This window comes from Pseudomonas psychrophila (assembly GCF_001043005.1).
GTDB lineage: Bacteria > Pseudomonadota > Gammaproteobacteria > Pseudomonadales > Pseudomonadaceae > Aquipseudomonas > Aquipseudomonas psychrophila.
Map to the genome: position 1 here is coordinate 162,760 of NZ_JYKZ01000005.1, position 24,399 is coordinate 187,158.

General features: G+C 58.9%; 20 protein-coding genes. 10 read left to right on the forward strand and 10 right to left on the reverse strand.

The features are described from left to right. Positions 1-311: 311 nt before the first annotated feature. Complete coding sequence (locus TU76_RS24465) at positions 312-956, reverse strand: T3SS effector cysteine hydrolase SpvD family protein (RefSeq protein WP_048351873.1); 645 nt, start codon at positions 954-956, stop codon at positions 312-314. 148 nt (positions 957-1,104) lie between these two features. Then, positions 1,105-2,037 carry a helix-turn-helix transcriptional regulator gene (locus TU76_RS13955; RefSeq protein WP_037032591.1) on the reverse strand — a complete coding sequence of 311 codons (933 nt, stop codon included), beginning with the start codon at positions 2,035-2,037 and terminating at the stop codon, positions 1,105-1,107. 146 nt (positions 2,038-2,183) lie between these two features. Here TU76_RS13955 and melA point away from each other — a divergent pair, with 146 nt between their 5' ends. Further along, the gene (gene melA / locus TU76_RS13960) at positions 2,184-3,509 is read left to right on the forward strand and encodes an alpha-glucosidase/alpha-galactosidase (protein WP_019827250.1); all 1,326 of its coding nucleotides are present in this window, start codon (positions 2,184-2,186) and stop codon (positions 3,507-3,509) included. 176 nt (positions 3,510-3,685) lie between these two features. Then, entirely contained in the window at positions 3,686-4,996 is a 1,311-nt protein-coding gene (locus TU76_RS13965) for an oligosaccharide MFS transporter (RefSeq protein ID WP_019827249.1), read from the forward strand. A gap of 63 nt (positions 4,997-5,059) precedes the next feature. Here the strand turns inward: TU76_RS13965 and TU76_RS13970 are convergent, their stop codons facing one another. Then, positions 5,060-5,731 (reverse strand): GntR family transcriptional regulator, encoded by a 672-nt coding sequence (locus tag TU76_RS13970; protein ID WP_019827248.1) that lies wholly within the window; start codon positions 5,729-5,731, stop codon positions 5,060-5,062. Between the two features lie 469 nt (positions 5,732-6,200). Here TU76_RS13970 and TU76_RS13975 point away from each other — a divergent pair, with 469 nt between their 5' ends. From TU76_RS13975 to TU76_RS13995, 5 genes are all read left to right on the forward strand, one after another. Next, positions 6,201-7,211 (forward strand): zinc-binding alcohol dehydrogenase family protein, encoded by a 1,011-nt coding sequence (locus TU76_RS13975; protein ID WP_048351874.1) that lies wholly within the window; start codon positions 6,201-6,203, stop codon positions 7,209-7,211. 10 nt (positions 7,212-7,221) lie between these two features. Next, positions 7,222-8,361 (forward strand): mannitol dehydrogenase family protein, encoded by a 1,140-nt coding sequence (locus TU76_RS13980; protein WP_048351875.1) that lies wholly within the window; start codon positions 7,222-7,224, stop codon positions 8,359-8,361. Between the two features lie 30 nt (positions 8,362-8,391). Beyond that, entirely contained in the window at positions 8,392-9,921 is a 1,530-nt protein-coding gene (locus TU76_RS13985) for a UxaA family hydrolase (protein ID WP_048351876.1), read from the forward strand. 1 nt (position 9,922) lies between these two features. Continuing rightward, positions 9,923-10,882, forward strand: a complete 960-nt coding sequence (locus TU76_RS13990) for a sugar kinase (protein WP_048351877.1) — start codon at positions 9,923-9,925, stop codon at positions 10,880-10,882. 70 nt (positions 10,883-10,952) lie between these two features. After that, on the forward strand, positions 10,953-12,296 hold the full coding sequence (locus TU76_RS13995; protein ID WP_019827242.1) for an MFS transporter: 1,344 nt from the start codon (positions 10,953-10,955) through the stop codon (positions 12,294-12,296). Here the strand turns inward: TU76_RS13995 and TU76_RS14000 are convergent. Further along, positions 12,283-13,239 carry a LysR family transcriptional regulator gene (locus TU76_RS14000; protein WP_048351878.1) on the reverse strand — a complete coding sequence of 319 codons (957 nt, stop codon included), beginning with the start codon at positions 13,237-13,239 and terminating at the stop codon, positions 12,283-12,285. The two genes, TU76_RS13995 and TU76_RS14000, sit on opposite strands and share 14 nt — an antisense overlap. Positions 13,240-13,391: 152 nt before the next feature. On the opposite strand from TU76_RS14000, the gene TU76_RS14005 reads away from it, so the two are divergent. From TU76_RS14005 to TU76_RS25890, 3 genes are all read left to right on the forward strand, one after another. After that, on the forward strand, positions 13,392-14,705 hold the full coding sequence (locus TU76_RS14005) for an L-fuconate dehydratase (protein WP_048351879.1): 1,314 nt from the start codon (positions 13,392-13,394) through the stop codon (positions 14,703-14,705). Positions 14,706-14,816: 111 nt separating this feature from the next. Further along, positions 14,817-15,518 (forward strand): FadR/GntR family transcriptional regulator, encoded by a 702-nt coding sequence (locus tag TU76_RS14010; protein WP_019827238.1) that lies wholly within the window; start codon positions 14,817-14,819, stop codon positions 15,516-15,518. Between the two features lie 1,704 nt (positions 15,519-17,222). After that, positions 17,223-17,864 carry a methyl-accepting chemotaxis protein gene (locus TU76_RS25890; RefSeq protein WP_403212608.1) on the forward strand — a complete coding sequence of 214 codons (642 nt, stop codon included), beginning with the start codon at positions 17,223-17,225 and terminating at the stop codon, positions 17,862-17,864. Between the two features lie 277 nt (positions 17,865-18,141). Here the strand turns inward: TU76_RS25890 and TU76_RS14020 are convergent, their stop codons facing one another. From TU76_RS14020 to ddpX, 6 genes are all read right to left on the reverse strand, one after another. Beyond that, positions 18,142-19,113: an oligopeptide/dipeptide ABC transporter ATP-binding protein gene (locus tag TU76_RS14020; RefSeq protein ID WP_048351881.1), complete on the reverse strand. Its 972-nt coding sequence runs from the start codon at positions 19,111-19,113 to the stop codon at positions 18,142-18,144. Further along, entirely contained in the window at positions 19,113-20,108 is a 996-nt protein-coding gene (locus TU76_RS14025) for an ABC transporter ATP-binding protein (RefSeq protein WP_173667395.1), read from the reverse strand. The genes TU76_RS14020 and TU76_RS14025 overlap by 1 nt, the downstream gene beginning before the upstream one ends. Continuing rightward, positions 20,105-20,986, reverse strand: coding sequence for a D,D-dipeptide ABC transporter permease (ddpC, locus tag TU76_RS14030; RefSeq protein WP_019827234.1), 882 nt, complete (start codon positions 20,984-20,986; stop codon positions 20,105-20,107). The genes TU76_RS14025 and ddpC overlap by 4 nt, the downstream gene beginning before the upstream one ends. A gap of 1 nt (position 20,987) precedes the next feature. After that, positions 20,988-22,004: an ABC transporter permease gene (locus tag TU76_RS14035; RefSeq protein ID WP_019827233.1), complete on the reverse strand. Its 1,017-nt coding sequence runs from the start codon at positions 22,002-22,004 to the stop codon at positions 20,988-20,990. Positions 22,005-22,079: 75 nt separating this feature from the next. Then, positions 22,080-23,660 (reverse strand): ABC transporter substrate-binding protein, encoded by a 1,581-nt coding sequence (locus TU76_RS14040; RefSeq protein ID WP_019827232.1) that lies wholly within the window; start codon positions 23,658-23,660, stop codon positions 22,080-22,082. Between the two features lie 150 nt (positions 23,661-23,810). Continuing rightward, positions 23,811-24,362: a D-alanyl-D-alanine dipeptidase gene (gene ddpX / locus TU76_RS14045; RefSeq protein ID WP_019827231.1), complete on the reverse strand. Its 552-nt coding sequence runs from the start codon at positions 24,360-24,362 to the stop codon at positions 23,811-23,813. Positions 24,363-24,399 lie beyond the last annotated feature (37 nt).

Below are 24,399 nucleotides of genomic sequence, written 5' to 3' on the forward strand. Positions count from 1 at the left end.
GTTACAGAAGGGAGCATTCGCACAGGAAATGCCCCACAAGGAAACATTTGAGAAAGGGTCATGCAGTTAGTGTGGGCGAGCGCCTGCAACATTATTGGCGCAATGCCCTGTCGAACTGGGTTTTGCACGCCCAGGCGATATCGGCTCATCTTAAACGAAGTGCCCGGCAACCAAGGCGTCGTTCAGAAGCAGGGTGATCACTGGCGATGTGGAAGGCGAGTGGCCAAGGACCGGAACGTTGAATTCAAGGCGGTCCACGGTCGTCGTCATTCGTTGGGAAAACACGTTGGGTAAACGAATTCGTCGAGGGCTCAAACTCTGCCGAATGAGCGCAGGGTAAAGCGCGCCGATGGCGGGAAACGGGCCTCCAGCGCCTTACTGTCGGGGGTTGTGTTGGAGGTTTTCCATGCATCGAGGTACTGCACGGCGGGCTTGTTTTGCGAGTCCAGTACGACCACGGCATTGAAGTCATGACCGGATTCGCCAATCAAGGGAATGATGTAATTGTAAGTACTGACAATACAGGATCGTTCACCGTTGACTTCATAACGCCTGAGGACCTCGGCACTGACCTCATCAATAGAGAAGAGCGGGTACGAACTGGGCAGTACTTTACCGAAGATCACTTCATCAACCACATCGCCCTCCAGGCCTATATGAGGCTGTGACGTGTTTTCAGTACGCAGGATGCTGGCGTTGTTCTCAATGTTGTAATGAACGCATGCCGATAACAGGCAGCAGTTACCTGAATAATGGAGATAGGTGAAATTGGTGAAGCTGGCGAGTTGACGAAGGCTTTCGATGTCGAGGTGTTCAGGCAGGGGGGAAGGGTCGGTGGCAATGTGCAGGGACTGTTTGATTCTGTTCAGGTCATGGGTTTCATTGTCTTCAATCTGGCGCTGGGTGAAGCGCAAGGCTTGAGCATGATCCTGTGCAGCGGGGCCAAATACTTTCATGGGCAATGTCCGTTCAAGTTCACGGGTTGGCGAGGTCAGGGATGACAGTCGCGTCAGCTGCCAGTCCCGAATCACGGCTGCGCTGCAGCCGGTTCAGGCATTAGTGAGCCAAACCGCAAATCTGTTCCATCAAGGCGCAGCAGCCGGACTAGGGGGTGCCCAGGTTGTTGACGTAAAAACCGCTCAAGCGAAACTCACTGGGGGACAGGGAGAAGGCACGACGGAACAGCTTGGAAAAATAATTGGGGTCGCCAATCCCCACTGACAATGCCACCGCCTTGATCGACAGATCGGTCAATTCGAGCAGGTGCGCCGCACGTTTCATGCGTTCGTGCAAAACATACTCTGCCGGTGACATACCGGCGTTGCGAGTGAAAACCCGAGAAAAATGGGCACGGCTCAAGCCGGCGATGCGGGCAAGACTGGCCACATCCAGCTCATCCGTGACTGTGGGGTGAGTGTGTCTGTCCGGCCCCGTTTGCAGGCAGGCGTGCACATGATTCTGGATGGTCGCGACCACACCTGAACCTCGGGTGGGGAGCGTGCAATCCTGTACGCTCAAATCATCATGCAGCAGCATCAGTGCGTCATAAGCCAGCGCGGATGCCCGGCCTGCGGTCAGGTCCGGGGTGTGGATCAAGGTATCAATAGTAGTGGCAAGCGCGTCAATGGTCTGGTTGCTCAGCTGCAGCACCGGCCCGCGCTCTGCCAGCAATGCCCGTTGCAGCCGCAGTGCCTCCTTGCCGTACATGGCAATCCAGAAGAACTCCCAGCTTTTGCCTGCTTCCAGCCAGTAGCAATGGTCATGGGGAACCAGCAGCAACATGGTGTCCCCGGCGTGGAGACGGTAGTGGCGCCCCTCGAAACGCAAATTGCCTTCGCCGGCAAGGGTGTGCTGCAAGATCACAAAGGGAGTGTCCCCACGCCTGCGACCGTCCCAGCAATAGGAAGCATCCAGCGCCCGGTCGTAACCGGCATTGGTGGGCATGGTGTGCAGTTGGTGCCTGCCCCGGGGCAGGGAAATGACTTTCGTTGACGGCCCTCTAGCCATCATGTCACTGAGCACAAAACTACCCGTCATCGCATAAAACTCGTCTATTCAGGTGGTGGGTCGCCTCCTACCATAGGTATCAAGCGGTTCCCGGCTGGCCTCTACAGGCATGAACCGCGGTGATGCTCTGATATTTTTTTACCTGTGTCCACTGCGAATAGAACAAGGATAAGCAGATGACTTTCAAGACCACGAAGATCGCCCTGATAGGTGCCGGCTCCACGGTATTCATGAAAAACGTGCTGGGCGATCTGTTGCACATCGAACTGTTGCGCCATGCGCACATTGCGTTGATGGATATCGATCTGCATCGCCTGGAAACTTCGAAAATGGTGGCGGGCAAGATTGCCGAGTCCCTCGGTGTGTCACCTCGATTCGAAGTGACGACCGACCGCCGGCGTGCGCTGGAAGGAGCCGATTATGTGGTCACGATGATTCAGGTCGCAGGCTACAAACCGGGCACCGTGACCGACTTCGAGATTCCCAAGCGTTTTGGCCTGCGCCAGACCATCGGCGACACCTTGGGCATTGGCGGCATCATGCGTGGCTTGCGCACCGCTCCGGTGCTGGTGGACATCGCCAAGGACATGCGCGAACTCTGCCCCGGAGCTTTGATGCTGCAATACGTCAACCCGATGGCCATTAACTGCATGGCACTCAATCGCTTCGTTCCTGAGGTTCGTACAGTGGGGCTCTGCCATTCCGTGCAGGGCACGGCCAAAGAGCTGTCGCTGGATATCGGCGTGCCGATAGAAGAAATCCGATACCGCTGTGCCGGCATCAACCACATGTCCTTCTACACCTCGTTCGAGCGTTTGCTGGCCGATGGCAGTGTCGAGGATCTTTACCCGCGTATTCGCGCCGTTGTTGATGAAGGAAAGGTCCCGGACTGGAACCGGGTGCGCTATGAAGTGTTCAAGCACTTCGGCCATTTCCCGACCGAATCGTCCGAACACCTCGCCGAGTATGTGCCCTGGTTCATCAAGCGCAATCGCCCGGAACTGATCGAACAGTTCAACATCCCGCTGGATGAATACCTGCGTCGTTGCGAAGAGCAGATCAGCGAGTGGGGCGTGCAAGAGCAGGCGCTGATCAACGGTGAGGGGCTCGAGGTGTGCCGCAGCCATGAATACGCCTCAAAAATCATCGAGGCCGAGCTCACAGGTATTCCGACCGTTATTAACGGCAACGTGATCAACGCTGGACTGATCGCTAATCTGCCAGATAATGCCTGCGTAGAGGTGCCCTGCGTTGTGGATCACAATGGTATTCAACCTACCCGGGTGGGCAATCTTCCGGTAGGTCTTGCCGCTCTGATGCAAACTAATATCAATGTTCAACTCCTGACCGTTGAAGCCCTGGCCAGCGGTCGTCGTGAACATGTCAAACAGGCCGCAATGCTTGATCCCCACGCGGCCGCAGAGCTGAGCCTCGACGAAATCGCGACCATGGTTGATGACCTGATCGAGGCCCACGAAGGCTGGTTGCCGCACTTGGGTTAAGCGCAGGAAACCTGCTGTCTTGGCCTGAAATTCTACCCGAAGTACCAGTCAAACTGTCTTGAACGGTGGCCAGCCCCTGCGCGATCTGCGGATCCGCCGGGCCTGGCGCTCAAGCTTGCGCGAGTGAGCACTCAAGGCACGTTTGTCCATAAAAACAATGAGTCCAGGGTGGACCTATGAACGTGACGCTCGGTACTGCAATTGGCGGGGTTCTGCCGTTTTTTAGATACGGCATGATCTTTTTTTTCTACCATTTCATCACAGGCGGGACGGGGCCTTTTCTCGCGGTTTGGCTGGGAGATGTCGGCCGACTGGATGCTGGCTCCATCGGTTTGATGTTCGGCACTCAGGCGGTGTTTGCAATGCTGTTTCAGCCGCTGTTTGGTGTGCTGAGTGATCGCCTGGATCACCGCAAGCATCTGTTGTGTGTGGTCATCGGTCTGCTGATCCTGCTGGCGCCTTTCATGAACTGGGTCTTTGCGCCGCTGCTACGCACCCACCTGATGCTAGCGGCACTGGTGGGGGGCGTGTACCTGGGGATTACCTTCGCCGCTGGAGGTGGCGCGCTGGAGGTGTACATCGAAAAAGCCTGCCGGGCCAACCATATACCTTATGGTCGGGTGCGGATGTTCGGTGCTATTGGTTTCGGCTTCTCGGCGGCGATTTCGGGGATGCTGATCAGCACCAGTCCCGAATCGATTTTCTGGATAGGCTCACTGTGTGCGGTGCTGATGGCCGTGCTTGTCTACCGGATCAAACCACGCCTGGGCGTCTTGTCCACGGGTGAGTCGGCGACGAAATCGGCACCGGTGTCCTATGCCGCCATCGGGAGCCTGTTGCTGGATAGGCGCTTCTGGTTTTTGGTGCTTTATGTGGTCGGTGTCGCCTGCCTGTACGACATTTTTGATCAGCAATTTGTGAATTACTTCCGCAGCTTCTTCAAGTCGCCACAGCAAGGCATGCAAGTGTTCGGGTTTGTCACCACGCTCACGGAGTGCATGGTTGCACTGGGCATGTTTCTGATGCCCGGCGTGCTGAGTCGAATCGGCGGCAAGAATGCCCTGATCATTGCGGGGCTGGTGATGTGGGTGCGGATCACCGGTTCAGGGTTCGCAACCACGCCTTACGAAATGGTGGCGTTGAAGATGCTGCATGCCCTGGAAGTGCCTCTGGTGTTTATCGGCATGTTCAAGTACATCGGGGATGTCTTCGGTACACGCCTGTCGGCAACGATTTACATGGTGGGGTTTGTCTTTGCCAAGGGGGTAGGGGCAACGCTGCTGTCACCCTTGGCTGGGCACATGTACGAAGTCTTCGGCTTTCGCCACACCTACATAGTGCTGGGGAGCTCGGCCTTGTTGTTCACCATCATCTCCATGTTCAGCCTCGACAGTGGCAAGCACAGGAAGCCTGCTCGGCTGGACTTGCGCAAGCCGCTAAACGTGGTGGTTGATGAGCAGGCGCTGCGGCCAGTAGGTGCCAAGTAACATTCCCGCCTGTACCCCGGCGCGTGGCCTGTTCGTCGGGCTGCGCGCCTTTTGGTTTCGGGGTCAGTGACTTTGGGGAAGGTGCTCGAACAGGGTTTTGCAGACCCCGGCGATATGCTCGTCCAGCAGCCCGACAGCCCGTTCCACATCGCCGGCGCGGCAAGCGTCGAGTATTTCCCGGTGTTCGTGATCAGCGCGGTGTTTGCCTGCCGACAAACTCATTTGCATGCGCAGATAACGCTCAAGCTTGTCGTTGACCGAGCGAATAAGGCTGATCATGAAGGGCCGCTGCGCCGGCTCGTAGAGGCAGGCGTGAAGCTCCCAGTTGAGTTCGGCCCAGCGACCCACGTCATCCTCGCCCACAAACTCCTGACAGATGCGTTCGGCGCGAGCGAAGGTGTCCGCGGTCATGTTGGGGATGGCCAGACGCAACAACTTGTCTTCGAGCAGCATGCGCACTTCAAACATCTGGGCCAGTTCGGCCTCGGAAATCCGTGTGACCATGGCCCCGCGATTACGCTGGAACATGACCAGGCCCTCAGCTTCCAGGCGCTTGAGCGCTTCGCGCACAGGAATCTTGCTGACATTGAACTGGCGGGCGATTTCGTCCTGACGAATAGGCTCATCTTCAGCGAAGTGCCCCGCGACGATGGCGTCGCGCAGATGCAGGGTGATGATTTCCGACGTGGAAGGTGAATTGCCCAGGTCGGGAGCGTTGAATTTTGGGTGGGCCACGGTCGTCATCATTCGCAGGTAAAAAAGATATGGTATACGAAATTTGACTGGTATTCCTTGTGCCGATGGTCGGCCGGGCCTTTGTGTAGCGCTGTTGTTGATTATTCCCCGCACCGATGAAATGAATCCGCACGAGCTTCCATCTTTGTTCGCAACCATTCCCGCGCAGTAACGCACGCCTCACAACGCAGGGTTTGCGGGCTTCGAATGCCCTTTCTCGGTATGCCTCGCTCCATTTCAATCTGGTAAGGCCAATTTAATTAAATTAACAATTGGTCTTGCCAATATTTTTGGCTGCGTGTAGTTTTCGAACCGTGATCATCCAAGCGGCACTCAAGCCTGCAAACAATAAGAGGAGATCCAGATGCCCTGTCTCTTCGTCTGCGTTGCTGCAGCCCCCTCTGTTTGTCACCCCTCTTTGAACTCGCCTGTACCCCGTAGCCCTTGGGCTAACGACGGAGAATAAAAAATGCTGACTGTGATTTGTAACGAGCCGCGCTCGCTCACCGCTATCGAAAGTCCGATTCCCGACCGCCAGCCCGGCGAAACCCTGATCAGGGTCAAGCGCGTAGGTGTGTGTGGCACCGACCTGCACATTTACACCGGCAATCAGCCCTTCCTTGAGTACCCACGGGTCATGGGCCACGAGTTTTCCGGCATCGTCGAAGCCAGTGAAGAGGGCAGTGGTCTGGTCGCTGGCGACGTGGTCTACGTCATGCCTTACATCTCATGTGGCACCTGCATCGCCTGCCGCCAGGGCAAGACCAACTGCTGCACCCGTATCCAGGTGCTGGGTGTGCATTGCGACGGCGCCTTTACCCAATACCTGAGCGTTGCCCATCAGTTCATCCACAAGGCCGAGGGTGTGTCGCTGGACCAGGCGGCAATGATCGAGTTCCTGTCCATCGGCGCCCACGCTGTGAGGCGCTCGAACATTCAGGCCGGGCAACGCACGCTCATCGTCGGTACTGGGCCGATTGGTATGGCAGCAGCGATTTTTGCAGGATTGCGCGGGGCCATTGTCACCGTGCTCGACACCCGTGACGACCGCCTGGATTTTTGCCGCAAGCACCTCAATATTCACGCGGCAGTGAAAATTGGCGAAGGGGATAAAGAGGCGCTCGCCGACCTCACTGAAGGCGATTTCTATGACGTCGTGTTCGACGCCACCGGCAACGCCCGTGCCATGGAACGCGGTTTTGAATTTATCGCCCACGGCGGCACCTACGTCATGATCTCGGTGGTGCGTGACTCGATCACCTTCTCTGACCCCGAGTTCCACAAGCGCGAAGCCACCCTGATGGGCAGCCGTAACGCCACCGTCGAAGACTTCCGCTACGTTGAGCAATGCCTGCGTGATGGCTTGATCCCGGACCAAGCGCTCAATACCCACCGCATCCCGCTCAGCGAAGTCGTTAACCAATTCACCACGCTGCTGGATCCGCAGCAAGGCGTGGTCAAAGCCATCATCGAGTGCTAGGAGCGTGGTGATGAGCGATAGCCAATTTCCGCCGATCCTGCAATTCGGTACCAGTCGATTTCTTCAGGCTCACGTTGACTTATTCGTGTCTCAAGCACTTGAACGTGGCGAAGCCCTTGGCCGGATCGCCGTAGTCCAGAGCACCGACAGCCCGGCCAGTACTGCGCGGACCGCAGCGTTGGCCAGCGGCACGCCGTACCGGGTGTTGATCCAGGGCATCGACAAGGGCCAGGTGGTGGAGCAGAGCCACTGGGCTTCGGCAATCTGCCGCGCCGTGCATGCCACCGAGCAATGGCCGCTGCTGCGCCAGGGCTTTGTCGAGCACGTCAAGGTCGTGGTTTCCAATACCGGGGACCGGGGTTATCAACTGGATTCACGGGACACTCAGGCGTTGCTCGCTGCGCATGCCCCGGCCCCGATCAGCTTCCCGGCCAAACTGTTGGTGCTGCTGCATGACCGCTGGAAACACAGCCCGCAGTCCACCTTGTCGCTGTTCCCCTGTGAACTGGTAGCGCGTAACGGCGATGTACTGCGTGACCTGCTGGTAGCGCTGGCGCGCAGTTGGGCGCTGGACGATGCATTCCAGACCTACCTGATACAGAACTGCCGCTGGGCGAACTCCCTGGTCGACCGCATTGTTTCCCAGGCCCTGGAACCGGTGGGGGCGGTGGCTGAACCTTATGCCCTGTGGGCGATCGAGCGCCAGGAGGGGCTGACGCTGCCGTGTAGTCATGACGCCATCGTATTGACCGATAGCCTGGACGATTTCGAGCGCCTCAAGCTGTTCACCCTGAACCTGGGCCACAGCTATCTGGCCGAACGCTGGTTGAGTGATGGTCGGCCTGCCACCGAGACCGTCTACCAGGCGATGCAAAACCCTGCATTGCGCGCCGACCTGGAAGCCCTGTGGGCCAGCGAAGTGTTGCCGGTGTTCGATGCCCTCGGCCAGCTCGACGCAGCCCGACGCTATGTCGACAGCGTGCGCGAGCGCTTTGGCAATCCGTTTCTGCAACACCGTCTCGCCGATATTGCCGTTAACCATAAAGACAAGAAAGAGCGCCGTTTGCTGCCCCTGGTCGAACTTGCTGCACAGCTTGCGCCGGGTCTTGAGCAGCCGATGTTGCGGGCCGTCCTGCTCAGCCAGCACTGAGTGGCGCGCCATAACCGTTGAGGATCCACCATGAACCTTGCAAGCTCATCCTTACTGGTACTGACAAGCGGCGATGACGTCGCAGTCGCACGCGGCGATATCGCCAAAGGTCAGGTCCTGCATGCCGACGGCCTGGCCATCATCGCCCTGGCCGACATTCCTTCGGGCCACAAGATTGCCCTGCGCGGTGTGGCTTGCGGGCAGCCGATTCGCAAATACGGTCAGATCATCGGCCAGGCCTCCACCGTCGTGAAGCCCGGTGACTACGTCCATGTACACAACCTTGAAATGCCCTCGGGCAGTTCCACCCACACCCTGGCCAACGTCTACCAGCCCACTGTTTTCAACGACAACGACGTCAGTTTTGACGGCTATGTCCGTGCCGACGGCCGAGTGGGCACGCGCAATTACATCGGGGTCATTTCCAGCGTCAATTGTTCGGCCACGGTGTGTAAGCAGATCGCTGCGGCGTTCGATGCCGGCTACCTGCGCGATTACCCCAATGTGGACGGTGTGGTTGCAATCACCCACGGCAGCGGCTGTGGCATGGGCGCCAAGGGCGATGGCATCGAGATCCTCAAGCGCACCCTTCGCGGCTATGCAGATCATGTGAATTTTGCCGGTGTGCTGGTGATTGGCCTGGGGTGTGAAGTCAACCAATTGGCCCCGTTGATGGAGCAACTGGCCGATCGTCCGGCAGTACTCAAGGCCAGCCTGGTGATCCAGGAAGCGGGCGGTACCCGTGAAACCGTGCAGCGGGGAATCGCGCTGGTGCAGGCAATGCTGGCGCCTGTGAACACTCAGCAGCGCAGCAATGTGTCGGCCCGACACCTCACTGTGGGCTTGCAGTGCGGTGGTTCGGATGGCTATTCGGGGATCACCGCCAACCCGGCTTTGGGGGCAGCGGTGGATCTGGTGGTACGCCACGGCGGTACGGCGATTTTGTCGGAAACGCCGGAGATCTATGGCGCCGAGCACTTGCTGACCGCCCGTTGCGCTTCACCGCAAATCGCTGAAAAACTGATGAGCCGGATTCATTGGTGGGAAGACTACGTGCGCCATCATGACGGCGACATGAACAACAACCCGTCGCCGGGCAACAAGGCCGGCGGCATCACCACCATCCTTGAAAAGTCCCTTGGCGCCGTAGCCAAGGCGGGCGCTACCGGCCTGATGGGGGTTTACGAATACGGCGAGCCGATCGAGCAAAAAGGCCTGGTGTTCATGGACACCCCAGGCTATGACCCCGTGTCTGCTACCGGCCAGGTGGCGGGCGGTGCGAACCTGATTTGCTTCACCACCGGTCGCGGCTCGACCTACGGCTGCAAACCGACGCCGTCGCTGAAAATCGCCACCAATTCCCAGCTGTTCAAGCGCATGACGCTGGACATGGATTTCAATGCCGGTGCGATTGTCGAGGGTACAGAGTCGGTGGCCGAAGCCGGTGCGCGTCTCTTCCACTTGATGCTCGCAACCGCGTCGGGTCGCCCCACTTGCAGCGAAGAAAACGGCATGGGCGACAACGAGTTTCTGCCGTGGCAAATCGGTGCGGTGATGTGACATGAGCCATTCCACTGAAACGATCGATATTGTGACCTGCGGCGAAGCGATGGGCTTGTTCAGCGCCCAGACCGACGGCAGCCTGCGTGAGGCCGAGCACTATGTGCGCGCCGCGGCGGGCGCTGAGTTGAATGTGGCCACCGGCCTGGCACGTCTTGGTTTTCGTGTCGGCTACATCAGTCGCCTGGGGGATGACACCCTCGGCCACTGGCTGCGTGAGGTCATGACCCGTGACGGCATTGATCACCGGCATACCGCGCAAGACAACGAACACGCCACCGGCTTGATGTTCAAGTCGCGCCGTTCCGACGGTGGCGACCCGGACATCGAGTACTACCGCAAAGGTTCGGCGGCGAGCCACTTGAACCTGAGCGACTACCCGGCCGAGTACTGCCGCGCTGCGAAGCACCTGCATATCACGGGCATCAGCCCGGCACTGAGCGACAGCGTGTGCGAACTCATTGTGCATATGGCTCGCGACATGCGTGCCGCGGGCTGCAGCGTGTCTTTCGACCCCAATTTGCGGCCACGGCTCTGGGGATCGCGGGACAGCATGGTGGCTTGCCTGAATGATCTGGCCGGGCTCGCTGACTGGGTGTTCCCCGGTCTCGCCGAAGGCCGTTTGCTCAGCGGCCTGGAACATCCGGCGGACATCGCCCGGTACTTCCTGGCCAAAGGCTGTTCGCTGGTGGTCATCAAGCTCGGGGCCGAAGGTGCCTATTACGCCAGCGCCAATGAAAGCGGCTACAGCCCTGGCTACCCAGTGAGCAACGTCGTGGACACCGTGGGCGCGGGGGACGGTTTTGCCGTGGGCGTCATCAGCGCCTTGCTCGAGGGTTCAAGTGTTGCCCAGGCGGTGGCCAGGGGCAACCTGATCGGTGCCCGGGTGCTGGGCTTCCCGGGGGACAGCGATGGTTTGCCGACTCACGCAGAGCTGGCGAGGTTTGCCGAACACACCTGAAACGCAGAGTGAAGATGCCTGACCGCATCCTGGATAACACCTACTCCAACAATAAGAAGAGGTACGTTCCATGAGTTATCAAGAGTTGTATGACTCGCCCGCGCTGGCGAGCGGCGTAAAGAAAGCAGCCATCCGGCTGTTGCCGTTTCTCGCCCTGATGTACGCGCTGGCGTTTATCGACCGCGCCAACGTCGGTTTTGCCAAGATCGCCTATCAAGCTGACACCGGTATCGGTGACGCTGCGTTTGCCTTGGGCGCAGGTATCTTCTTTATCGGTTATGCGCTGTTTGAGGTGCCAAGCAACCTGATCCTGCAGCGAGTGGGGGCACGGGTCTGGATGGCGCGGATCATGGTCACCTGGGGCCTGGTTTCGGCGTCGATGATGTTCGCCACCAGCGAGACATCCTTCTACGTCATCCGCTTTTTGCTGGGGGTGTCCGAGGCAGGCTTCATGCCCGGGATCATCCTGTACCTGACTTACTGGTTCCCGGCCAAGCAACGTTCCCGAGCCATTGGCCTGTTCTACTTTGGCGTACCGGTGGCGATGCTGATTGGCAGTCCGTTGTCTGGTTTCATCCTTGACACCCACAACCCGTTCGGGCTGACCAACTGGCAGTGGATGTTTGTGGTCGAAGGCCTGGCTGCCTCGGTGGTCGGGGTCATTGCGTTTTTCTATCTGGCGAGCCGCCCAAGCGAAGCCAAATGGCTGACCGCTGAAGAAAAACACGCGATGAACACGGTCATTGAAGGCGAAGAAAAAGCCAAGGGCTACGCCAGCCACGGTTCGATCTTTGGTGTGCTCAAAGACAAGCGCGTGCTGATGTTTATTGCCATCTACTTCTGCGTACAGATCGGTAATGCGCCGCTGGCGTTCTACTTGCCGGCCAAACTGGCTTCGACCCTGGGCGGTCAGGTCAACACCTCGGTCGGCCTGCTGCTGATGATCCCCTGGCTGTGCACCATCGTCGCCATGCGTATCGCCACGGTGTATGCCGACAAGCACAACAACCATCGCCTGGTAGCATCTTCAATGCTTGCGGTTGGCACGCTGGCCTTTGCCTCGCTGTCGGTGATTAACACGCCAGTGCTGACGCTGTTGGCATTCTGCATCGCCATTCCGGGGCTGGTGGCCAGTCAGCCGGTATTCTGGAGCTTGCCGACCCGTCATCTGGGCGGCACCAGTGCGGCCACCGGGATCGCCTTCATCATTTCTATCGGCAACCTGGGCGGCTTTGTGTCGCCGCAGATCAAGGCCTACGCCGATGCGGTGACAGGCAACAGCAGCACAGGCTTTCAGGTTGTGGCCGCGCTGTGTTTTGTCAGCGTGTTGCTGTTGATGATGCTCAAGCGCACCCCGTCGACGGCGACCAGCACATATGTGCCGCCCGCCGACCTGACGTCTAGTCGTTCGTAACCCCGGCTGTACCTTCAAGGCCGGCCTGCACTCGCAGCTCGGCCTTTACCACTTCCATCGCCGCCGTGGGCACCCGCCCTTTGCGGCTGATCAGACCGAAGGGCATCAAGCGCGCCGACACCTTGACCGGCAGCGGTGCCAGCACGCCCAGGTCGCTGTAGTACTCCACCAGTGACAGTGGCATCAAGGCGACCATGTCGGTTTGCTGAAGCAGCGAGACGGTGAGCATCGTCGAGGCGGTTTCAAGCTGGCTGGCGGGAGCCTGTACCTGGGATTCGCGAAAAATCTGCTGGTAGATTTCCCGCAGCGGCGCGGGTTGTGATTGCACGACCCACGGGTAGCGGGCCAGGGTTTCAAGGGTGACTTCGCTGTTGTGCTGCTGCGGGTGACCGGTGCGCGCGACGATCTGTATCACCTCTTCATCGAATGCCTCGAAGATCAGCTCATCGGTTGGCCAGCCATCGGTGATACGGGCAACGACCAGATCCAGTTGGTCGAGGCTCAAGGCCTGCAGCAATACGTCACTGGTGTCGATGACCACGGTGATGTTCAGCTTGGGATGGCGTTGGGTCAGTTGCGCCAGCGTGCGTGGTAACAGTCCGCCCACCAGTGATCCCATTGAACCGATGCGCAAGGTGCCGAGATTGCCCGATTGCAGGGCCGTCATTTCTTCGTGCAGACCGCTCAGGTCAGCGAATACCAGCTGCGCATAACGAATGGCTGCTTCCCCCAGTTTGTTCGCGACCAGCCCCTTGTGCGTGCGGGTAAACAGCGCATCGCCCACCAGACTCTCGAGTTCGTGCAGTGCCTTGGTCACCGCAGGCTGGGTCAGCGCCATGATGTGCGCAGTCTTGCGCAGCGATCCTTCTTCAGACAGGACAAACAGCAACTGCAAGTGGCGCATGCGCAGGCGGCTGCGAAACTGTTCCAGCGGGTTGATCATGGGGCTATTACCTGGAGTGATCGGCGTAGTCGAAACATTCAATTTCGCAGAGGGGTCATGCAGGACAGACTGCGGGAGCGACACGAAAATAACATGAATAAGCCTGCATCCACCGCAGAGGGCGGGGCAAGCTTCAACTTCAGGATAACTCCATGTCTACCCTAATTACCCGGGTCGCCGTACGCGATATTCGCTTTCCAACCTCCCGAAGCATGGACGGCTCGGACGCGATGAACTCGACGTCGGACTACTCCGCCACCTATGTCACCTTGCACACCGATTCGGACGACGGCCTGCAGGGTCAAGGCCTGACGTTCACCATCGGGCGCGGCAACGATTTGTGCGTTGCGGCAGTAAAGGAACTGGCCAAATTGTTTGTCACCGGCCGCACCCTCGAAAGCATCACCAGCAACTTCGGGGCCTACTGGCATGAGATCGTTGCCGGCGACTGCCAACTGCGCTGGGTGGGTCCGGAAAAGGGTGTGGTGCATCTGGCCACCGCGGCCATTATCAATGCGCTGTGGGACTTGTGGGCCAAGAAGGAGGGCAAGCCGGTCTGGAAACTGCTCGCCGACATGAGTCCCGAAGAGCTGGTGCGTTGTGTCGACTTCACGTTTATTACCGATGCCCTGACGCCACAGGAAGCCATCGCTATGTTGCGTCGGGCGGCGCCGGGCAAGGCCGAGCGCGAGCAGCAGATGCTGCGCGAAGGCTACCCCGGTTACACCACCGCCGCCGGCTGGCTGGGCTACTCCGAAGAAAAAATGCGCCGCCTGGCCCGTGAAGCAGTTGAAGCAGGCTGGACCCATCTCAAGCAGAAGGTGGGTGCAGACATCGAGCAAGACATGCGCCGCGCGCAAATCCTGCGTGAAGAGCTGGGCTGGGATCGCAAGCTGATGATGGACGCCAACCAGACCTGGGACGTGGACGAGGCGGTGAGCAATATGCGTCGCCTGGCTGAATTCGATCCATGGTGGATTGAAGAGCCCACCAGCCCTGACGACGTACTAGGTCACGCGGCAATTCGTCAACGTATTCACCCGATAGGCGTGGCCACCGGTGAGCACGCGCACAACCGGGTCATGTTCAAGCAGTTTTTCCAGGCCGGTGCCATGGACTTCTGCCAACTCGACCCGGCACGCCTGGGCGGTCTGAACGAGGTGCTGGCTGTGGTGTTGATGGCCGCCAAGTTCGGTGTACCCGTGTGTCCCCATGGCGGTGGTGTCGGCTTGTGCCAGTACTCGCAAAACATTGTTCTGTTCGATTACATCGCTGTTTCGGCTTCGCTGGAAAAACGTGTGCTGGAGTACGTAGACCACCTGCACGAAAATTTCCTGGAACCGATCGTGATCCGCCGCGGACGCTATATGCCGCCTCAACAGCCGGGGTACAGCGTGACGATGAAGCAATCCTCCCTGGAGCATTTTGAATACCCCAACGGTTCAGAGTGGCAAGACCAGCACTAGGGCATGAAGGCTGAGCCGACAGATGATTTATCCAGGGCCACCACCGAGGTTTCTCCAGTCCACCTCGGCCTCTGTGGTAGCCTTTGGCATCATTTTTCGGACTCTGCCTCGATGGTCTCCTCCTATCCTGCTCCAGAGCGCAAGCTCTACCAGAAAATCGCCGACCGGCTTCGTGAGTACATTGTTCAGGGTGACTTCAAGGTCGGCTCGCGCCTGCCTCCTGAACGTGACTTGACGCAGTTGCTGGGGGTGTCACGACCATCGCTGCGAGAGGCGCTGATTGCCCTGGAAATCGAAGGCAGCATCGAAATCAAGATGGGGTCCGGGGTGTATGTGGCCGCGCGCGTGCACGAGGGCGGCGCACGCACGGTGACACTGGGTGAGAGCCCCTCCGAACTGATGCAGGCGCGGGCGCTGATCGAAGGCGAGGCCGTGGTGCTGGCCTGCATGCACGGTAAAAAAAGCGATCACCGCTACCTCAAGGACTGCATCGACGCCATGAGGGCGAGTATCAAGGCTAATCGACCGCCCCTTGAAGACGACCGCAAATTTCATCATCGTCTGGCGAAAATGACCGGTAATTCCGCGTTGGTGCGGATCATCACGTCGCTGTTTGACGAGCGCCACAGCCCGATTTCGTCGCACCTGAGCGAACACTCGGAAAACCCGGGCACCTGGGATGCTGCGGTGATCGAACACGAAGCGATCTTGCATGCTCTGGAATGCAAAGACGTGATCGCTGCGCAGACGGCCCTTCGCCAGCATCTGCTGCGTTCAGAAGCGCGCTGGCTCGGTGCGCTTGAGGCGGAGTAACCTGGACCACACTGAGTGCTTGAGGTATTGAACCCAGCCTCATAATGGAGCGCATTGCGCAGAACGAACCGGGTTGAGGCATGGCGTAGTGCATTTCAGCCTTGCCAATACCGTACGCCAGAGGCATTTCGAGTTGGCTTGGTAGTTGCTGTCACTTTGACATCATTTATGTCATTGAGAGTGTGTTGAATGCCGCTATCCAGCAGTTCCATGATGCTGTCCTCCCGTGAGAAACACTGGCTACCCTGGTTCGGCAAAACCGGAAAATTCATGATGGGCTGGTCGTGCTGGCTTAACCGTTCGGCTTACCCGGTGATAGAGCAGACCTTCGAAGCCATCGCTGAAACCCGCGTGCAGCTGCTGCAAAACTGGACGCGGGAGCAATGGGAGCACCTGGCTGAACTGGCGGAAAACCTCGCTGGTGATTTCGCCCAACTCGACAGTACTTCACTGATGGACACCCTCGTTCAGGCAGAAGATTTCTCTGAAATGTTTGTGCTGGATACCAACGCCAAGGTCGTTGCCTCGACCTGGAACCGGCGCACCAACATCCTTATCGAGCCTACGCGGGCATTGGCAGAAGGCTTGAAGGCGCCGTTTCTTCATGGTCCTTACTGCGACCCGCTGACCTTGCAAATCGGCCCGTCGTCTTCGCGCTTTCACGATGAAGTCACGCTGATGTTTTATCAGCCGATCAAGGTCGGCGATAAAGTGCTGGGCTGCCTCTGCGGTCGCGTACCCAATGATGTGCTGGGCGATCTGATCCAGCGCGAGGCCGGGCACATCTTTGCCGAGTCGGGTGATAACTATTTGTTTATGGCCCAATCGCGTTTTAACCCCGCCATTGCGCCAGGGACGGCCTTGTCCCGCTCGCGCTTCGAGGACGGTACCTTTACCCACGGAGAAAACCTGAAAAATGGTGTGAAAACACCCTGGAGAACCGTCCAGATACAGCGCCATACCGAGCTGGAGCTGCGCTTCACCGACCCTGCCACACAGCAATTGCACGCGGGTGTTCGCGAGACCATCCGTACGGGCTCCAACCTGTTCGTGACCTACCCCGGTTATTCGGACTACCGGCACATTCCGGTGGTGGGTAAAGGTGTGACGTTTCAGTTACCGGGTTCACCGGATCGCTGGGGCATGATGTGCGAGGCCGACCTGGAGGAAGTCTATCGTCGGCGCTCCCTCAGTTATGGCCTGATGAAGCCTTACCTTGCGACCATGGCAGGCCTGTTTGCCTGCAACTACGTGGTCCGGCATTACAGTGGCCTGGGCCAGGACATGATTGATGCCGCCGAAATTCTGGGCATGGTGTGTGCGGCGCTGCTGTTCAGCCTGTGGGGGCCAAAAAGACTGGCTGCCAGGCTGAACGTGATGACGGGCGTGATCATGACCATCGCCGAGGGTGAGGGCAACCTGCGCCAGCGACTCGACACCAGCAAAATGGCCAACGACGAAACCGGGGACATGGGGCGCTGGATCAACAGTTTTATCGACCATCTGGACTCGGTGGTAGGCCAGGTGGTGAAAGCCAGCAGCAATGTCGGCAGCACCAACCGGATGATGCTGGGGCGCAGCCAGCAAGCCAGTACCACCTCTGCAGAAGTGGGCGAAGCCGTTCACCGGATGATGATTATCGTCGAAGACCAACTGGGTGAAATTCAGCAAGCCTCTGCCAGTGCCGAACACATGAAGCAGGTCATGGATGAAGTCGTCACCCGTGCCCGCGAACAGTTTCTTGCCGTACAGAAAGGAACGCAGTCCATCAGGGATGTGGTTGAGCGCTCATCTTCCAGCGTGCAGTTACTCGACAGCAAGATGACTCAGATTGGCAATATCACCGGCCTGATCAGCGATATCACCAACCAGACCAATCTGCTGGCGTTGAATGCCGCCATTGAAGCTGCGCGTGCCGGTGAACATGGTCGGGGGTTTGCGGTGGTTGCCGATGAAGTGCGCAGCCTGGCCTCACGCACATCGCGCGCTGCCGAGGACATCAGGCACATGGTAGAAGGCTTGCAAAGCGAAACGCAAAAAGCCGTCAGCTTCATGGAGGAGGGCGTCAAGGACGTCGATAACAGCCTTCGTCTGGCCGAAGATGCCTCGTCGGAAAACGTCCATTTGCATCAAGCAGTAGAAAGCATGTTTGCGATCATCCAGCAACTCAACATGCGCAGTCTCGATTACGGGAGGACCATCAAGCAGGTCGACCATTCTTCAACAGAAATGCGCCAGACCGTAGTGATGCTGCAAAACAGTGCCGAAAGCGTACGACTCAATGCCAATAAACTGCAAAAGCTGGTGGGGCAGTTTGAAGTGAGTCGAGTGCTGGTGAAGGCTTGATAATTGGGGGCTCAGGGTCAATCAGGCACACCGTGTGTACCGGTTTTGCGACCGCTTCGCGCTCGAACGTAGCCTCGTTCTACTCGTCAACTGCTACGCAGTGGTATGAGTTGCGAAATTCGTAGCAGCTGACGAGCCGTGCGAGGCTGCGTCCGAGCGCGCAGCGGTCGTAAAATCGGCTTCACGGTTAATCAGGCACACCGTGTGTACCGGTCTTTCGACCGCTGCCCGCACGAACGCAGCCTCGTTCCTTCGGCAGCGGCTACAAAGAGTGCAGTCAGTCCTGTACGTGGCACCTGACCTGTTGGTGTTGACCACCGCGCATCACCTGCGGCTGCCCGCAGTCTTGTCTGCTCAAGCTACAGCGCTCAAAGAAAAAGCACCCTTCGGGCAGGTTCCTGTTACCCGGCAGTTCGGTAGGTGCCGCCACTTGTTCGGCCAGCAGCGGCACGCCCAGCCGCGGCACCGCTTCGAACAGCAGGCGGGTGTAAGGGTGGCGCGGCTGCTCCAGTACCTGGGCGGCGCTGCCCAGTTCGACGATCTGACCCAGATACATCACCGCCACCCGATCGGCCATATGGCGCACAACCGAAACATTATGGGAAATCAGGATGTAGGTCAGGTTGCGCGCCTGTTGCAACTCGGCCAACAAGTTGAGGATCTGTGCCTGCACCGAAATATCCAGCGCAGAGGTCGGTTCGTCCAGGACGATGATGTCCGGGTCGGATGACAGGGCCCTGGCGATCGCAATCCGCTGGCGCTGGCCACCGGAAAACTGGTGTGCAAAACGGTCCAGGTATTCCGGGCGGATTCCCACCTGGGCTGCCACTTTGGCGGCAATGCTGCGCATCTGCTCGCTGGAACGCATGCCCCGGGCATACAACGGCTCGGTGATGATGCGCCAGATCGGCAGGCGCGGGTTCAGCGACGATTGGGGGTCCTGGAACACGATCTGGACGTTACTGCTGCCTTCGCCATTTTTCCCGTTGGCCCAGCTCACTGCGCCGCTAGTGGGCTTGAGCAGGCCCATGAGTAATTGTGCCAGTGTGCTTTTGCCGCAGCCCGACTCGCCGACGATGCCCAGAGTTTCTCCGGCCCGGACCTGCAAGTCGATGCCGTTTAGCGCGTGGGCGTAGCCCCGGGGCCGTCCCAGCCAGTCGTTGCTGACGGAGAAACGCACGCGAACGTCTGTCAGCTTGAGAATCTCTGGGGCCGTGTCGATTGCAGGGTAAATCAGCGCACTGTTCATCACGAAAGCTCCTCTTGCGGTAACCAGCACGCGCTTTTGCGTTGCTCATCATGGTGGATGGCGGTCAGCACCGGGCGTTTGGCGCACACCGGCATGGCATGTGTGCAGCGCTCGGCGAAGGTGCATCCGGTGGGCAATTGTGAAAGGTTCGGAACTTGCCCGGGAATGGTCATGAGTGGCTGGCCCGGTTCGACCATCTCAGGCAAGCCACTGAGCAAACCCTGGGTGTAGGGGTGCCGGGGATTGCTCATGACCTCGGCCGTCAGCCCCTGTTCAACCACTGCACCGGTGTACATCACATAGACCCGGTCGCAGAACTGCGACACCAGCGCCATGTCATGGGTGATGAGCAGGATGGCCGTGCCTTTTTGACGGGCTTTTTCGCGCAGCAACAACAGCACCTGGCGTTGAACTGTTACGTCGAGTGCAGTGGTGGGCTCGTCGGCTATCAGCAATTGCGGCTCGCACGAGAACGCCAGGGCAATCATGACCCGCTGACGCATGCCACCGGACAGCTCGAACGGGTAACTCTCCAGAACCTGTTCCGGGCTGGCAATGTGCATGTCGCGCAGCAGTGCGATGGCCTTGGCGTGGGCAGCGCTGGCGCTGATCTTTTGGTGGTGAATGATCACGTCGAGCATTTGCCGGCCAATACGCCGGGTCGGATTCAGTGCGGTCATCGGTTCCTGGAAAATCATTGCAGCATCACGGCCACGTATTTTCAGCAGGTCTTTTTCGGGTGCGCTGAGCATGTCGCGATTGAGCATACTCAGGCTGCCTGAAGTGATGCGATAACTGCGCTCGGGAAGCAGCCGCATACTCAGCATCGCGGTCACGGACTTGCCCGATCCGGACTCACCGACCACACCGACGATTTCGCCGGGATTGACGTGCAGTGACACGCCGTTCAGTGCCTTGACGCTGCTCTTGTAGGCAGGAAACTCAAGACTCAAGTTGTCGATGGCCAGCACAGGATTACACGTAGACATGGTCATTTCCCCTGTTGCCGTGGGTCGAGCAGGTCGCGTACGCCATCGCCCAGCAAGTTGAAACCGGTGGCGGTGATCAATATCGCCAGCCCCGGGAAGGTGGAATACCACCAGTTATCCAGGATGTAGTTGCGCCCGGTCGCAACCATTGCGCCCCATTCGGCCGTTGGCTGCTGCGCGCCCAGGCCGATGAAGCCCAAGGCTGAAGCCATCAGGATGGCGCTGCCGATATCCAGGCTCAGTTGTACCAGCAAGGGCGGCATGGCGTTGCGGGCAACGTGCCAGTGGACCATGTGCCAGCGCTTGGCGCCGAACGTTTCGGCAGCTTTTACGTAGCCCATCTGGCGGATACCCAGGGCCTGGCCACGGGCCAGGCGGACATAGGACGGAATCCGTACCAGGGTGATTGCCAGCATGGCATTGAACAGGCTCGCACCCAGTGCGGCTGCCAGTGCCATGATCAGCACCAGTGAAGGCACCGACAGCATGATGTCCATCAAACGCATGGTCAGGGAGTCAAAGCGCCCGCCGATCACGCCGGAAAAACAGCCCAGCAGGCCACCGATAAAACATGAGGCAAAGGCCACGAACAGGCCAACGCCTACCGATTGCTGGCTGCCGTAGAGCACACGACTGAACAGGTCCCGGCCCACTTCATCGGTGCCAAACCAGTGTTCGGAGGACGGTGGTGCCAGACGCTCGGCCAGGTTGAGGGCGTTGGGGTCGTGGCTGGCCAGCCAGGGAGCGAAGATCATGGCCGCCACCACCATCAGGGTGATCAGCAGGCCCGCCATGGTCAGCGGGCTGCGGCGGATCTGATAGGCCAGGTAGGTGAGTTTTTCACGCCATTGCGGGCCGTGTGTTGCGCTAAGGGGTACCGACATCTCAATTCACCTCGCCGATGCGTGGATCGATCACGCGGTACAGAAGATCGATGGCCATGTTCAGCAGTACATAGATAAACGACACCAGGATTGCGAAGCCCATCACCGCCGGGAAATCCAGGGACTGGATCGACTTTACGACGTAGGCGCCCATGCCCGGCCAGGCGAAAACGGTCTCGGTCAGGACTGCGCCGTACAGCAGATCGCCCAGGGTCAGGCCCAGCACGGTTACCGACGGAATCAGCGCATTGGGCAGCGCATGACGCAGGATCACGGTCCAGCGCGACAAACCGTAGGCACGGGCGGTGCGGATGTAGTCCTCACCCAATTGATCGAGCATGGCGGAGCGGATCTGCCGCGAGATGACCCCAAGCGTCACGAACCCCAGGGTTGCTGCGGGCAGGATCAAGTGCTTGAGTGCATCGAAAAACAGAGTGAAGTTCCCGGCCAGCAATGAGTCGATCAGGTAGAAACCGGTGATCGTCGACGGTGGCGTGAGCCCTTCGGACAATCGACCACCACCAGGCAGCCAGCCGAGGTGACCATAAAACAGCACGATCGCGCCCAGACCTAGCCAGAATGCCGGTGTAGAGATGCCGGTGACGGCCAGGGTACGTGCGATCTGGTCGATGGCGCGGTTGTGGTAGACCGCCGACAGCACCCCCAGTGGCACGCCGACCAGAATGGCGAGGAACAATGCCACCAGGGCCAGTTCCAGAGTCGCCGGGAAGAACGCCTGCAAGTCCTCCAGTACCGGGCGGTTGGTACGAATCGATGTGCCGAGGTCGCCCTGCACAAGGTCCAGCACGTAGCGGCCGTATTGCTGGTACAGCGGCAAATCCAGCCCCAGTTGATGACGGATTCCGGCGACCAGCGCATCGCTGGCACGGTCACCGGCGATCAGCCGGGCGGGATCGCCGGGAATCAGATGGGAAATGGTAAAGGTAATCAGCGAAACACCGAACACGACCAGTAACAGGCCAAGCACGCGCTTGCGCAACAACGTCAGGAAGGCCATAGGGCACCTCAGTCACACTAACGACAGAAATCCAACGCCATGCGCGCCATTACTAGCGCGCACGCAGCAGCAGGTTTACTTGCTCATGCTGCCCAGGTTGAACACCTGTTCGAGCATGGGGTTGAACACGTAGCCCTTGACCGAATCACGCATCGGCAGGGTGTAGTTCTTCTGGTAGAGGTAAACGTAGGCACTGTCGTCGAGCACCATTTTCTGGGCCTTTTGATACAGCTCGGTGCGCTTTGCCGTGTCGCTGGTGGTCGCGGCTTCGCGGATCAGGGTGTCGACCTGCGGGTTGTTGTAGAACGAACGGTTGCCTTGCAGGCCCTGCATCTTGGAGTCGAACCAGAAGTTCATGAACATGTACGGGTCAGCGAAGTCCGGGCTCCAGGTGCCTACGGCGATGTCGTAGTCGGCTTGGCCAACACGCTCACGCAGGGTGGCGTTGGCGGTCTTCTCCAGCTTGAGGTTGATGCCCAGAGGGGCGAGGGCGGCTTGCAGGGTCAAGCCGATCGGCTCCCAGTTGGCGTCCTTGTCCGAGTACATGTAACTCAGGTTGGTGATTTTCTTGGGAACCTTGGCCAGGCTCTCCATGGCAGCAGGCATGTCCTGTTTCATGTTCGGCAACGAGCTGTCATAGGCCCACATGCCGTCCGGGATCGGCCCGTTCAGCAGCTCGGCCTTGCCCTTGAGAATGCCCTTGACGATGCCGTTGTAGTCCACCGCCTCGGTGATCGCACGGCGCGCATCCACGTTGGTCAGGGGGCCTTGCTTGTTGTTCAGGTACAGGTAGGTGACCCGCAGCGACGGGAACTCCTTGACCACGACGCCCGGTTTGCTGGCCAGAGAACCCAGCTGGTCTTCGGGCATGTCTTCGATGATGTCCAGATCACCGCGTTCCAGTTGCAGGCGGCGTACCGAGGGCTCGGCGATGATCTTGAGCACGACGGTTTTGAGCGCAGGTTTGGCGCCGGCGTAATAGGGGTTCGGTTCCATGGTCAGCGACTGGCCTTTCTGCCAGTTGCTCAAGCGGTAAGGGCCAGAACCTGCGGTGTGGCTGGACAGCCAGGCATTGGCCTCTGCGCCTTTGTTGGCCACCAGCGGATTGACGATCGAGGCACCGTTGTGGGCCAGCGTGAACAGGAAGGGCGCGAACGGTGTCTTGAGGGTGAAGCGCACGGTCTGCGGGTCAATCACCTCAACCACCATGTCTTCAGGGAATGCACCGGATGGGCCCTGCTTGAGGGTCATCAGACGGTCGAACGAGAACTTGACTGCCGCAGCGTCTACGCCGGTGCCGTCATCGAACTTGTTGCCAGGCTTGAGCTTGAACTCCCAGACCAGGTTGTCCGGGGAAACAGTCCAGCTCTCGGCCAGGTCTCCCTGGACTTCGGTGCTGCTCTTGTCGCCATCGGTCTTGTAGCCCACCAGTCTCTGGTAAGACGGGTAGGTGATGGTCCAGTCGTTGTTATCAAAGGTCACGGCCGGATCGAGGGTTTGCGGGTCGGCAGGTTTGCCGATGATCAGGGTGTCCTGTGCGGTGGCTGCGGTTGCAGCTTGCCAGGTGCCAAGGCTCAAGGCTGCGCACAGCAAGCCAGGTAACAGTTTTCGGGCACGGGAAGCGGTAGTGCGGTTCACGGTCTTGATGAGGGTCATGCCGGTTTCCTTCAACATTCGATGTCTGGAAGTAGGTTTATTTTTGGAATCTATAACCGGGCAGTAGCAGATGAAGCTTGTTTGAAACGTTTTTGTTGTTGTCGTGAAGCGGTGTCACTGGCATCGAAACTCTTTGGTTTCGTGGCCGGATTACTCGTGGAGCAAGGGGTAATCGTCAGCGTTGGGCAGCTCGAAATGCCACCACTCCGTAGGGATCGCCTGGAAGCCCGCGCCCAACATAATGCCCAGCAACAGCAGGCGGTTGCGCTGCACGTTGACCGGCAGGTCGGGGTAGAACTGATGGGATTTGTCTTCCATGGCATCAAATGCGGTGCCCATGTCCAGCGGCTTGCCGTTTTCGTCCACAAGGGTCAGATCCACTGCAACACCGCGACTGTGGTGAGAACCCAGGTGCGGATCACGCACGTAGTCGCCGTTGGGCAACGCTTCCCAGAGCAAAAACTGCGCATAGGGTGGCCGATAGGCGTCATAAATGAGCAGGCTGTAGCCAGCAAGGTTCGCCAGCTGGCTGGCCTTGCGCAAACAGACGGCCGCATCACGGTGCAACTGGCAACGCGCTGTCGGGTAGATGATTTTGCCGGCCAGGTTATCGGCAGTGGCATAGATCATTTCGATCTGCACCTGATACTGCTCCACGTCGATTTCAACGAGCGGGCTTGGGGTTGCAACGCTTTGGTTCACACAAACACTCCATTTGTGACTTGTTTGAGGCGATCGG